The following is a 12298-nucleotide window of genomic DNA, read 5'->3' as shown; positions in this document are numbered from 1 at the left end:
TCCTCCACCCCCGCCGCGGGCGGGGGCGGGGCGGGGCGGCCCGGCCCCCCCCCCCCCCCCCCCCCCCCCCCCCGGGCTCTACGGGATCACGCGCGGTTCAATGCCTTTACGCCCAGCCTTCGTCCGCCGAAAGCTCCCGTAGCCCGTCCTGATCCAGAATCTCAACAGTATTCAGATGGGGCAGGGCGATCAGCCCCTGCTGCCGCAGCTTGGTAAACGTACGGCTCACCGTTTCCATCGTCAGCCCCAGATGGTCGGCAATATCACCACGCCCCATCGGCAGGGTCACCCTCAGCGCATTCCCGCCCAACGGGGCTTCACGCGCCGCCAGACGCAGCAGGAAATCAGCCAGCTTTTCCGCCGGCTGTAGGCGTCCCAGAGCCAGGGCGGCATCGGCGGCGGCGTCCAGCTCCTGGCAGGCGCGCTGCAGCAGCTTGCGCTCCAGGTGCGGGAAGCGGGCACGCAGGTCCTTCATCTGGCCCAGCGCCACGCGGCACACCCGGCTGTCGGCGATGGCCTCGATGTCGTAACGGTGGTGGTCGCTGCCGGTCAGGCCCAGGTAGTCGCCGGGCAGCACGAAGGCGCTGATCTGGCGACGGCCGTCTGCGAGGGTGCGCACCAGCCGCAGTGCACCGCTGGTCAAGGTATAGACATGTTGGCGCGGCTCGCCGGCACGGGCCAGGGTGGCCCCCAACGGCAGCGGTTGCGAGACCGTAACCCGTTCCAGCGCCTGCACTTCATCCGGCGACAACGCCGAGCAGACCGCCAGGTGGCGGACCGAGCAGTGCAGGCAGTCCTTCAGTGTCGAGCACCCCGGTGCGGGGTCGTCTACAGCGGAAAGTGCGGTGCCGGAGTGGGGCCGGGTCATGTCGAGCCAGTGAACGGGACCCCCTCATGATACTTCATGCGGCGGTTCAGCCGGATTACAGCCCATGGCTGGGGCCGGAAGGCCGGCTGCGGCTAGAATAGACGGTCCGCACACCCCACGTTTCGAGCAGGAGCCCCGCAAGTGATCAAGCCCCGTACGCCGCCCGGCACCCTGGAACTGCTGCCGCGCCAGCAGATCGCGTTCCAGCGCATGCTGGACGTCATCCGCCGCAACTACGAGCGGTTCGGGTTCCTGCCGGTGGAAACCCCGGTGTTCGAGCTGTCGGACGTGCTGCTGACCAAGTCCGGTGGTGAAACCGAGCGCCAGGTGTATTTCGCACAGTCCACCGGTGCGCTGGCGAATGCGGCCGAATCCGACGAGAAGAAACTGCCGGAGCTGGCGCTGCGATTCGACCTGACCGTGCCGCTGGCCCGTTACGTGGCTGAGCACGAGCACGACCTGACTTTCCCGTTCCGCCGTTACCAGATGCAGCGCGTGTACCGCGGCGAGCGCGCTCAGCGCGGTCGTTTCCGCGAGTTCTACCAGTGCGACATCGACGTGATCGGCAAGGATACGCTGAGCACCCGCTACGATGCGGAAGTGCTGGCGGTGATCCATGCGGTGTTCTCGGAGCTGCGCATCGGTGATTTCTCGGTGCAGCTGAACAACCGCAAGCTGATGCGCGGCTTCTTCGAAAGCCTGGGCGTGGCCGATGGCGAGCGTCAGCTGGCGGTGCTGCGCGAAGTGGACAAGCTGGACAAGCGTGGCGCGGACTACGTGCGCGAGACGCTGACCGGCGAGGGCTTCGACGTGCCGGCCGAGCAGGTGGAACGCATTCTGGCCTTCGTCGCGGTGCGCTCGAACGGCCACGCCGATGCGCTGGCGCAGCTGGATGCGCTGGTGGCAGACGCGGCCGCGAGCGAAACCCTGAAGGTGGGCGTGGCGGAACTGCGCGAAGTACTGGAGCTGGTGAAGGCGCTGGGCGTGCCGGAAACGGCGTACTGCCTGAACTTCTCGATTGCGCGCGGCCTGGATTACTACACCGGCACGGTGTACGAAACCACGCTGACCGACCACACGCAGATCGGCTCGATCTGCTCGGGCGGTCGTTACGAAGACCTGGCCAGCCACTACACCAAGTCCAAGCTGCCGGGCGTGGGCATTTCCATCGGCCTGAGCCGCCTGTTCTGGCAGCTGCAGGAAGCGGGTCTGATTGCCGGCATCGAAGACAGCAGCGTGCACGCGCTGGTGGCCTTGATGGACGACAACGGCCTGCCGGATTCGCTGGATCTGGCCCGCCGTCTGCGCGCCGGTGGCATCAACACCGAAGTGCAGATGGAGCCGAAGAAGATCGGCAAGCAGTTCCAGTACGCATCGAAGGCCGGCATCCGTTTCGTGGTACTGGCCGGTGAAGACGAACTGGCACGCGGCGTGGTCGCGGTGAAGGACCTGCTGCGCGAACAACAGTTCGAAGTCGCCCGCGAAGAGCTCGCCAGCGCCCTGCAGGTAGAGCTGGAGCAGACCCGCGCGATGGCGTGATGGTCTGTGTTTAACGCTTGAAACAACAACGGCACCTCACGGTGCCGTTGTTGTTTCCGGGCTTGATGGCATGGCTTGATTGCACGTGATCCGTAGAGCCGGGCTTGCCCGGCTGTTGTTGGATTCAGGCGAACAGCCCGCGCTCACGGAATCTCTGGTTTGGCGGCTCGGAATGGGCGTTCCGGGGGACGGCGTGAATCCGTCCATGGAGCCTCGATCGCCGCATCCATGCGGCTCACGCCCCCTCCAGCCCATCCCGACCCGCCATCGACAGTGCGTCGGTGGCCATCGACAATCAAAACCCGTTCACGGTGTTGGGCCGGTAGCGTCGGTCGACAGACGACGGCCGTGAAACGCCCAACGCACGGTAACGCATTCAATCCATCAAAACCGCCGGACCGGGCACCGGATGGCCCAGAGGGATTGTGATACCCGTGTGCTGCTACAAACCCGCAGCCTTCAGATGCGCTTCAAACGCGGCAACCGTTTCGCGTGAACGCGACTGGTGAGCGCGATCCAGCGGCGTCTTACCATCTGCGTTTTTTACGTGAGGGCCGGCACCCAGGCGCAGCAGTAGCTCTACCATGTCGGTATGTCCATGCCACGCGACATGGTGCAGGGGGGTATCGAGTTCCTTTACGTTCTGAACGTTTGGATTCGCGCCGGCGCGAATCAGCATCTCGACGAGCTCCGGCTTGCCCTTCCGTGAAGCGTCGTGGAGGACGCTACTGCCTGCAGCGCCGAGAACGTCAAGGCTCTGCGGGAATGTCAAAAGGTAATCGACCACGCCGGTGAAACCTCCTCTTGCCGCTGCCGAGAGGGCTGTTTCACCATCTCCGTCGTGAAATGCAGGGTTGGCACCCCACGAAATGAGTGCCTTGACCGCATCCAAGTGGCCATGCCACGCCGCGTAACGGAGGGCGGTGGACGATCTGGTGGAGAACGCGTCAATGACGCTTGCACCGTGGCGTGAATGCAATTCGAAAAGCGTTGCTGTATCGCCCGCTACAGCGGCTTCGATCCACTCGTCGGCTTCAGGGTGCTTCCGGCGGGCATCGAACTGTTTGATCTGCGCGAGAATATTGGGTTGCCGTTTGTCGTACATTCCGAATCGGAGTGCCCTGGCTTCGGGATTCAGCCACTCGCTGTCGGGGTTGCTCAAGTAGATGCCGGGTTGTGCAAGCAACATCTCAACAATGTTGTTGCATCCGCGCTGAATTGCGGAAGAAAGCGGGCTTTCGGCCCTGCGCTCGTTGGTTCCATTCACGTTGGCACCCGCATCCAACAACACCCGTACGCAGTCAGGGCTCTTGTTCTCAATAGCTGCCATCAGCGCGGTCTTGCCGGATCGCATGGAGTCTGGATGGCAGCCTGCTGCGATCAACGTCTTGACCGCGGTGGATTCTCCCCAATCTGCAAAGCGGTAAAGCATGCGCGAAGCGCCAGGCTTTCCATCGAGCGTGGTCATGCCTTCAGCGTCTTGTGCGGGGTCTCGAAGGAGTTTTGTTGCCTCCAGATTTCCCTTCAGGGCTGCGTAATAGAGTGCATTTCGTTTGTCGCCGTCGATGACGTTTTGATCGAATCCAGCCGCCACAAGCAGCTCAATCGTCTCGGTCTGGTTCTGACGTGCTGCTTCGAACCAGTGCGCTTTGAGTGTGGAGGCGTCTTTGGAGCGTGCAACGGCGACGCAGTCAGCTCGCAGGGCGGTGGACGTCTGTGCAAGTACAGCCAAGTCTTGAATGCTCAACTTCTCGAATACTGCGTGACGCATTTCGCAGGGGAGGAGGAGCAGATGGCCGTAGGGCGAGGGTTCCTTTTGAGACTCCGCAGCCATCGCTGGTGCCTGTGCAGACTGGTTCTTCACGCTGCACAGGGTCATGGCGGAGTTTGAGTGACCAATTTGATTCGGACCTTTGGCAGTTGCGTGCGAGGTGGGGCTGGAAGCGTTGGGTTGTGCGATGCGCATGGCAGCGTGATGGGCTGAATCTCTCAGCCGGCGCGTTGGGGAGGGGGCAAAATGATCCAGTGGGTCGCAAGGAGACGCTTCCCGATTTCGATCTATGGGGACATGCCGGAGCAATGGCGGTTTTGATCCGGGGTCATGCGTAACCGGGTGCTGGGGAGTTCACGGCCGTCGTCTGTCGACCGACGCTACCCGGCCGCAACGGTGCGGGGGTTTCGGTTTTCGATGGCTACCGACGGCCTGTCTGGGCGGGTCGGGGTGGGTTGGAGGGGGCGTGAGCCGCATGGATGCGGCGATCGAGGCTCCAGGGATGGATTCACGCCGTCCCCCGGAACGCCCATTCCGAGCCGCCAAGCCGGGGATGCCGCGAATTGAAGGCTGTTCGCACGAATCCAACAGCAGCCGGGCAGAGCCCGGCTCTACGTAAAGCCAGACCCCCAGATGAATCGGAAGCCAGCCAGATTTGGCAGGGGGCTCAATTTGCGCTAATGTAATAGCACGCTATTACATTGATACGATGAAAACACGCCCCGACCCCCGCCAGAAGGACCCCCAGGCTGATCTTGAGTGCCTGGCGCGGGCCTTTGCTGGCCTGACCGAACCTGAACAGGTCACTGCCTTCCTGCGCGACCTGTGTACGCCGGCCGAGCTGGAAGCCCTGGCCGACCGCTGGAAGGTCGTGCCGCTGCTGCAGCAGGGCGTGCCGTATCGCGAAATCCATGAATTGACCGGTGTCAGCGTGACCACCACCGGGCGTGTCGCCCGTTCCCTCGAGCATGGGCATCGCGGCTATGCCGCCGCCATCGCCGTCACGTCTGCCATCCCAGAATCCGAGTAGAGACCTCCCCCATGAGTGCAACCCAGAACGCCCCGGCCCGCGACCGGCTGCGTATCGCCATCCAGAAGAGCGGGCGGCTGGCCGAACCCGCCCGCAGCCTGCTCACCGCCTGCGGCCTGAGCTGGCGGCAGAGCCGCGACAAGCTGTTCTGCTATGGCGAATCGCTGCCGGTGGACCTGCTGCTGGTCCGCGACGATGACATTCCCGGCCTGATCGCCGACGGCGTCTGCGACTTCGGCATCGTCGGCCGCAACGAGCTGGACGAACAGGCCGCCGCCCGCCGCCAGATCGGCCTGCCGGACACCTACCAGGCCCTGCGTGGTCTCAACTTCGGCCAGTGCCGGCTGATGCTCGCCGTGCCCGAAGAGTGGGACTGGCAGGGCGTGCAGCAACTGGCCGGCAAGCGCATTGCCACCAGCTATCCCGCCATCCTCACCGACTGGCTCGCTGCACAGGGCGTTGACGCCCAGGTCGTCGAACTCTCCGGCTCGGTGGAGATTGCCCCGCGCCTGGGCACCGCCGACCTGATCTGCGACCTCGTCTCCAGCGGGGCCACCCTGGCCGCCAACCAGCTCAAGCCGGTGGAAACCCTGCTTGAAAGCGAAGCGGTGCTGGCCGGCCCGGTGCATACCCCCGACGATGCCCGCGCTGGCCTCATGGCCATGCTGCTGCGTCGTCTGGATGGCGTGGTCAAGCAGCAGGACAGCAAGCTGCTGATGTTCCGCGCCGCTGCTGAACGCGTGAGCGAGCTCACCCGCCTGCTGCCCGACGCCGATCCGCTGGAACAGCTGCCCGACGACGGCGGCCACCTGCGCCTGCAGACGATGTGCCACGGCGCACTCACCTGGCAGCGCCTGGAAGAACTGGAACGTGCCGGGGCCCAGGGCCTGAAGGTACTCAGCGTGGAGCGGTCGCTGGCATGAACCTTCTGCAATGGAACCAACTGGATACTGACGCCCAGGCCGACGCGCTGCAGCGGCCCGCGCAGGCGGTGGCCGCACGCACCCGTGAATCGGTCGCCGCATTGATTGCCGCCGTGCGCGAAGACGGCGACGCGGCGCTGCGCGAAATCAGCCTGCGCTTCGACGGCATTGCGCCGGAAAGCTTTGAGGTCAGCGACGAGGAGTTCGCCGCCGCCGAGCGCGCCGTGCCGGCAGAACTGCGTCAGGCGATGATCGACGCCGCCGAACGTATCCGCGTCTTCCACAAGGCCGGCATGAGCCAGGGCTATGCCGTGGAAACCGCGCCGGGTGTGCGCTGCGAACGCATGGTGCGTGCGATCGGCCGGGTTGGCCTGTACGTGCCCGCGGGCAGCGCGCCGCTGCCGTCCACTGCACTGATGCTCGGCGTGCCGGCGCAGCTGGCCGGGTGCCGCGAAGTCGTGCTGTGCACGCCGCCGCGCAAGGACGGCACGGCCGACCCGGCGGTGCTGGTCGCCGCCCGCCTGACCGGTGTGGACCGCGTGTTCAAGCTCGGTGGCGCGCAGGCGATCGCCGCCATGGCCTACGGCACCGACAGCGTGCCAGCCTGCGACAAGTTGTTCGGGCCGGGCAACAGCTACGTGACCGAAGCCAAGCAGCAGGTCGCGCAGGACGGTGCCGCCGCCATCGACATGCCGGCCGGCCCGTCGGAAGTGCTGGTGATCGCCGATGCCGGTGCCAACCCCGCATTCGTCGCGGCCGATCTGCTTTCGCAGGCCGAGCATGGCCCGGATTCCCAGGTGTTGCTGCTGACCGACGATGCAGCACTGCTGGAACGGGTGGAAGCTCAGGTGCAGACACAGCTGGCCCAGCTCTCCCGCGCGGACATCGCCACGCAGGCATTGGACAGTTCACGACTGATCCTGGTTGAGTCGCTGGTGCAGGCCTTCCAGATCAGCAACCGCTACGCGCCTGAGCACCTGATCCTGGCCCTGCGCGAACCGCGCGACTGGCTGCCGCAGGTGGAAGCGGCGGGTTCGGTGTTCTTGGGCGATTACACCCCCGAAGCGCTGGGCGACTACTGCAGCGGCACCAACCACGTGCTGCCCACCGCCGGTGCCGCGCGCGCCTATAGCGGCGTCAGTGTCTCCAGTTTCCAGAACATGATCAGCGTGCAGCAGGCCACGGTGGAGGGCATTGCCGGCATTGGTGACAGTGCACGCGTGCTGGCCCGCGCTGAAGGCCTGGACGCGCACGAGAATGCCGTGGCGCTGCGCATGGAGACGGCGGCATGAACGCCTCCTCCGTGCTTTCGCTGGTGCGCGAAGACCTGCGCGCCTTTGCGGGTTACTCCTCGGCGCGCAGCAGCGCGCTGGTGGGCGATGTGTGGCTCAACGCCAACGAGTCGGCCTGGGCCAACCCGGCCGATCCGCAGGGCAGCGCTCGCCGCTACCCGGAACCGCAGCCGGAGGCGCTGCGTGCGCGGCTGGCTTCGCTGTACGGTTGCACGCCGGAACAGCTGCTGATCGGTCGCGGGAGCGATGAAGCCATCGACCTGCTGGTGCGCGCCCTGTGCGAACCCGGCGGCGACGCGGTACTGGTGACGCCGCCGGTGTTCGGCATGTACGCGGTGTGCGCGCGTCTGCAGAATGCGCCGCTGCTGGAAGTGCCGTTGTTGGACAGCGAGAGTGGGCTGAATGCTGACATCGACGCCATCATCGCCACCGCGCTGTCGGGCAAGGCCAAGCTGGTATTCCTGTGCACGCCGTCGAATCCAGCCGGCAGCAGCATCGCCTTGTCCGAGATCGAACGGGTGGCCACCGCGCTGCGGGGCAGGGCAGTGGTGGTGGTCGACGAGGCCTACGGCGAATACGCCGAGCAGGCCTCGGCAGTCACCCTGCTGGACCGCTACGACAACCTGGCCGTGCTGCGGACGCTGTCCAAGGCGCACGCACTGGCGGCCGCCCGCATCGGTTCGCTGATCGCCGCGCCGGAACTGATCCAGTTGCTGCGTCGCTGCCAGGCCCCGTATCCGGTACCTGCACCGTGCAGTGCGCTGGCACTAGCGGCGCTGGAGCCCGCATCACTGGCCACCACCGCAGCACGGGTGGCCGAAGTAAAGGCCGAACGCGCACGTCTGCAGCAGGCGCTGCAGAATGCGCCCGGTGTGCGGCGGGTGTACGCCTCGCAGGGCAACTACCTGCTGGTTCGCTTCAACGATGCGCAGGTTGCATTTGACGCACTACTCGCCGCCGGCGTGGTGGTGCGCGACCAGCGCGCTGCGCCGCAGCTGGGCGACGCCCTGCGCATCACCGTGGGCAGCCCGGCCGAGAACGACCGTGTGCTGCAGGTACTGACTGCCGCGAGGGCCGCCGCATGACCCCCATTCTGTTCGTCGACCGCGACGGCACCCTGATTGAAGAGCCGGCCGATTTCCAGATCGACGCGTACGAGAAGATCCGCTTCGTACGCGACGTCATTCCGGCCATGCTCAAACTGCGCGACGCCGGCTACCAGTTCGTGATCGTCAGCAACCAGGACGGGCTGGGCAGCGAAGGCTACCCGCAGGCGAGCTTCGACGGTCCCAACAACCTGATGCTGCAGATTTTCGAAAGCCAGGGCATCGTGTTCCGTGACGTGCTGATCGACGGCACCTGGCCGCACGACAACGCGCCGACCCGCAAGCCGGGCATCGGCATGATGCTGCCGTACCTGCAGGACCGGAACATCGACTGGGCGCGCTCGGCCATGGTGGGCGACCGTCCGACCGACATCCAGTTCGCGCAGAACATGAACATCCGCGGCTTCCAGCTGCGCACCGAACAATTCGGCGGCGAGTGGGACTGGAACGGCATTGCCCATGATCTGGCCGACGCCCCGCGTCGCGCCACCGTGCAGCGCAATACCAAGGAAACCCGCATCCGCGTCGACGTGGATCTCGACCGCACCGCTGAGCCGAAAACCCACACCGGCCTGCCGTTCTTCGACCACATGCTCGAGCAGATCGGCAAGCACGGCGGTTTCGCGTTGAGCGTGCAGGCCGAAGGTGACCTGCACATCGACGAACACCACACCATTGAAGACACCGGGCTGGCGTTGGGTCAGGCACTGCGTGAAGCGCTGGGCGACAAGCGCGGCATCGGCCGTTACGGCTTCACCCTGCCGATGGATGAAACCCTGGCCAGCGCGGCGCTGGATTTCAGCGGCCGGCCGTACTTCGTGTTCGAAGGCGAGTTCAAGCGCGAGCGGGTGGGCGACATGCCGACCGAGCTGGTGCCGCACTTCTTCCGGTCGCTGTGTGATGCGTCCGGCTTGAACCTGCACCTGAGCGTGCACGGCGACAACGACCACCACAAGGTGGAAGCGTGCTTCAAGGCGCTGGCACGTGCGCTGCGCCAGGCGCTGCCACGCCAGGGCACCGCACTGCCCAGCACCAAGGGGGCGCTGTGACCGAGGTTGCGCTGATCGATGCGGGCGGGGCCAATCTGGGTTCGGTGCGCTACGCACTGGAGCGTCTCGGCGCGCGCGTGCAGCTGGTACGTACTGCGGCCGGGCTCGAGGGCGCGCAGCGGGTGATCCTGCCCGGTGTGGGCGCGGCCAAGCCGGCCATGCAACGCCTGCACGAGCAGGGGCTGGTGGAACCGCTGCGGCGGCTGGAAGCACCGCTGATGGGCATCTGCCTGGGCATGCAGCTGTTGTTCGAGCATTCGGAAGAGTCCGGCGTGGAAACCCTGGCGCTGATCCCCGGGACGGTGCGCAAGCTGGTGCCGGCCACCGGCATCCGCGTGCCGCACATGGGCTGGAACCGGCTGCTGCCGCTGAAGCCGTCGCTGCTGCTGAAGGACATTCCCGAGCGCGCCAGCGCGTACTTCGTGCACAGCTACGCCGCACCGTTGAACGCCCACACCGTGGCCGCCTGCGACCACGGCGGCCTGTTCACCGCGATGGTGGAGCAGGGCCGGCACTTCGGTGCTCAGTTCCATCCCGAGCGTTCCGGCGACACCGGTTCGCTGATGCTGCGCAATTTCCTTGAGGGCACTGCTGTATGAGCTTCACCGTTTACCCCGCACTGGATATCCGCGAAGGCCGCGTGGTGCGTCTGCGCCAGGGCGACTATGCGCAGGAAACCCACTACGGCGACGATCCGCTGCCGCGTGCGCAGGCCTTCGAGGCGCAGGGCGCTACCTGGATGCACCTGGTGGACCTGGATGCGGCCCGCGCCGGCGGCTACACCCTGGCCCCGCTGCTCGCTGCGATCCGCGCCAACACCGGCCTGCAGGTGCAGACCGGCGGCGGCGTGCGTGGCCGCGATGACGTCGCACGCATTCTCGATGCGGGTGCCAGTCGCGTGGTGGTCGGGTCACTGGCGGTGCGTGAGCCGGAACAGGTGATCGGCTGGCTGGGCGAGTTCGGCCCGGAGCGGATCACCATCGCGCTGGATGCCCGCCAGGACGACCAGGGGCTGTGGCAGCTGCCGGTGCACGGATGGACCGAGAACGCCGGGGTGACCCTGGATGTGCTGGCTGATCGCTACGCCGCCGCCGGGTTGCGCCACCTGCTGTGCACCGACATCGCCCGCGACGGCATGCTGGCCGGACCAAATCTCGAGCTTTACCGTCACCTCGCCGCGCGCCTGCCCGGCGTGGCCGTGCAGGCATCGGGCGGCGTGCGTGATGTCGCCGACGTGGCGGCGGCACGTGCTGCCGGCTGTGCCGGCGCGGTGCTGGGCAAGGCACTGCTGGAACAGCGCATGGACCTGGCCGAGGCACTGGCATGTTGAGCCGACGCATCATTCCCTGCCTGGACGTGCGCGATGGCCGCGTGGTCAAAGGCGTGCGCTTCCGCGATCACGTCGACATGGGCGACATCGCCGAGCTCGCCCAGCGCTATCGCGACCAGGGCGCGGACGAACTGGTGTTCTATGACATCGGCGCCAGCCCGGAAGCGCGTTCGGTGGACGTGGCCTGGATCGAGCGCATTGCCCGCCTGATCGACATTCCGTTCTGCGTCGCCGGTGGTATCGACAGCGTGGACACCGCGCGCCGGGTGCTGTTTGCCGGTGCAGACAAGATCTCCATCAACTCGCCGGCACTGGGCCGTCCCGAACTCATCACGGAGCTTGCCGATGAGTTCGGCGTGCAGTGCGTGGTGGTCGGCATCGACTCGGTGCGCGAAGCGGATGGCCAGTGGCGCGTGCGCCGCTTCACCGGCGACCCGACAAAGACCCAGGCGGTACCCGTGCGGACCCTGGACTGGGTGCAGGAGGTCCAGCGCCGGGGAGCCGGCGAGATCGTGCTCAACTGCATGGACAGCGACGGCGTGCGTCGCGGCTACGACGTGGAGCAGCTGGCCCAGGCCCGCGCGGTCTGCCAGGTGCCGTTGATCGCCTCCGGCGGTGCCGGCGAAATGCAGCACTTCGTCGACGTGTTCGACCAGGCCGACGTGGACGGGGCGCTGGCCGCCAGCGTGTTCCACAGTGGGTCCATTGCCATTCCCGCGCTGAAGCAGTTCCTGCGCGCGCAACAGATCGAGGTTCGTGATGTCTATTGAAGTGTTGCCGTCCCGGCAGTCGCTGGAGCAGCTGGACTGGTCCAAGGGCGACGGCCTGTTGCCCGTGGTGGTGCAGGACGCTGACACCCTCGCCGTGCTGATGTTGGGCTATGCCAACGCCGAGTCGCTGGCGGCCACCCTGGCCAGTGGCCAGATGACCTTCTACAGCCGCAGCAAGCAGCGCCTGTGGACCAAGGGCGAGTCGTCCGGGAATGTGCTGACCGTGCTGGCGGTGCGCGTTGACTGCGATAACGACACCCTGCTGGTGACCGCACGACCGGCCGGCCCGACCTGCCACACCGGTGCTGAAAGCTGCTTCGACAAGGCTCCGGGCAACTTCCTGGGCCGGCTGGACGCCCTGGTCCAGCAGCGCGAGCAGCAGCGCCCGGAGAAAAGCTACACCACCTCCCTGTTCGATCACGGCATTCGCCGCATCGCCCAGAAGGTAGGCGAAGAAGGGGTGGAGACCGCGCTGGCCGGCGTGGTGCAGGACGACGCCGCACTGCTGGGCGAGTCGGCCGACCTGCTGTTCCACCTGATCGTGCTGCTGCGTGCGCGTGGCCTTTCGCTGGACGACGCGGTGGCGGTACTGCAGGAACGTCACGCCCGTTGAGTCGGAC

General features: G+C 66.3%; 12 protein-coding genes. 10 read left to right on the top strand and 2 right to left on the bottom strand.

What is annotated here, in order from left to right; genetic code table 11:
• Positions 1-106 precede the first annotated feature (106 nt).
• Positions 107-868 (bottom strand): helix-turn-helix domain-containing protein, encoded by a 762-nt coding sequence (locus QMX83_RS08895; protein ID WP_282296272.1) that lies wholly within the window; start codon positions 866-868, stop codon positions 107-109.
• A gap of 141 nt (positions 869-1009) precedes the next feature.
• Between QMX83_RS08895 and hisS the strand changes: the two genes are divergently transcribed.
• A complete protein-coding gene (gene hisS, locus QMX83_RS08890; protein WP_282296271.1) occupies positions 1010-2407 on the top strand; it encodes a histidine--tRNA ligase in 1398 nt (465 codons plus the stop codon).
• Between the two features lie 442 nt (positions 2408-2849).
• Here hisS and QMX83_RS08885 read toward each other — a convergent pair whose 3' ends face one another.
• Complete coding sequence (locus QMX83_RS08885; protein ID WP_282296270.1) at positions 2850-4373, bottom strand: ankyrin repeat domain-containing protein; 1524 nt, start codon at positions 4371-4373, stop codon at positions 2850-2852.
• Between the two features lie 514 nt (positions 4374-4887).
• Here QMX83_RS08885 and QMX83_RS08880 point away from each other — a divergent pair.
• Genes QMX83_RS08880 through hisIE form a run of 9 tightly spaced genes read left to right on the top strand, consistent with a single transcriptional unit; the run spans position 4888 to position 12291 of the window.
• Complete coding sequence (locus QMX83_RS08880; protein ID WP_282296269.1) at positions 4888-5208, top strand: YerC/YecD family TrpR-related protein; 321 nt, start codon at positions 4888-4890, stop codon at positions 5206-5208.
• Between the two features lie 11 nt (positions 5209-5219).
• A complete protein-coding gene (gene hisG, locus QMX83_RS08875; RefSeq protein WP_282296268.1) occupies positions 5220-6131 on the top strand; it encodes an ATP phosphoribosyltransferase in 912 nt (303 codons plus the stop codon).
• Positions 6128-7423 (top strand): histidinol dehydrogenase, encoded by a 1296-nt coding sequence (gene hisD, locus QMX83_RS08870; protein WP_282296267.1) that lies wholly within the window; start codon positions 6128-6130, stop codon positions 7421-7423. Before hisG ends, hisD begins: the two co-directional genes overlap by 4 nt.
• Positions 7420-8508 (top strand): histidinol-phosphate transaminase, encoded by a 1089-nt coding sequence (gene hisC, locus QMX83_RS08865; protein WP_282296266.1) that lies wholly within the window; start codon positions 7420-7422, stop codon positions 8506-8508. Before hisD ends, hisC begins: the two co-directional genes overlap by 4 nt.
• Positions 8505-9578 carry a bifunctional histidinol-phosphatase/imidazoleglycerol-phosphate dehydratase HisB gene (gene hisB, locus QMX83_RS08860; protein ID WP_282296265.1) on the top strand — a complete coding sequence of 358 codons (1074 nt, stop codon included), beginning with the start codon at positions 8505-8507 and terminating at the stop codon, positions 9576-9578. Before hisC ends, hisB begins: the two co-directional genes overlap by 4 nt.
• A complete protein-coding gene (gene hisH, locus QMX83_RS08855; protein WP_282296264.1) occupies positions 9575-10177 on the top strand; it encodes an imidazole glycerol phosphate synthase subunit HisH in 603 nt (200 codons plus the stop codon). Before hisB ends, hisH begins: the two co-directional genes overlap by 4 nt.
• Positions 10174-10908: a 1-(5-phosphoribosyl)-5-[(5-phosphoribosylamino)methylideneamino]imidazole-4-carboxamide isomerase gene (gene hisA, locus QMX83_RS08850; RefSeq protein WP_282296263.1), complete on the top strand. Its 735-nt coding sequence runs from the start codon at positions 10174-10176 to the stop codon at positions 10906-10908. Before hisH ends, hisA begins: the two co-directional genes overlap by 4 nt.
• A complete protein-coding gene (hisF, locus tag QMX83_RS08845) occupies positions 10902-11678 on the top strand; it encodes an imidazole glycerol phosphate synthase subunit HisF (protein WP_282296262.1) in 777 nt (258 codons plus the stop codon). Before hisA ends, hisF begins: the two co-directional genes overlap by 7 nt.
• Complete coding sequence (gene hisIE / locus QMX83_RS08840) at positions 11668-12291, top strand: bifunctional phosphoribosyl-AMP cyclohydrolase/phosphoribosyl-ATP diphosphatase HisIE (RefSeq protein WP_282296261.1); 624 nt, start codon at positions 11668-11670, stop codon at positions 12289-12291. The genes hisF and hisIE overlap by 11 nt, the downstream gene beginning before the upstream one ends.
• Positions 12292-12298: the final 7 nt, after the last annotated feature.

Origin of the sequence: Stenotrophomonas sp. PS02289, from assembly GCF_029960115.1 — a bacterium.
Lineage (GTDB): Bacteria > Pseudomonadota > Gammaproteobacteria > Xanthomonadales > Xanthomonadaceae > Stenotrophomonas.
Note: the sequence above shows the minus strand (reverse complement) of the source record. Positions and strands in the feature narration are given on the sequence as shown.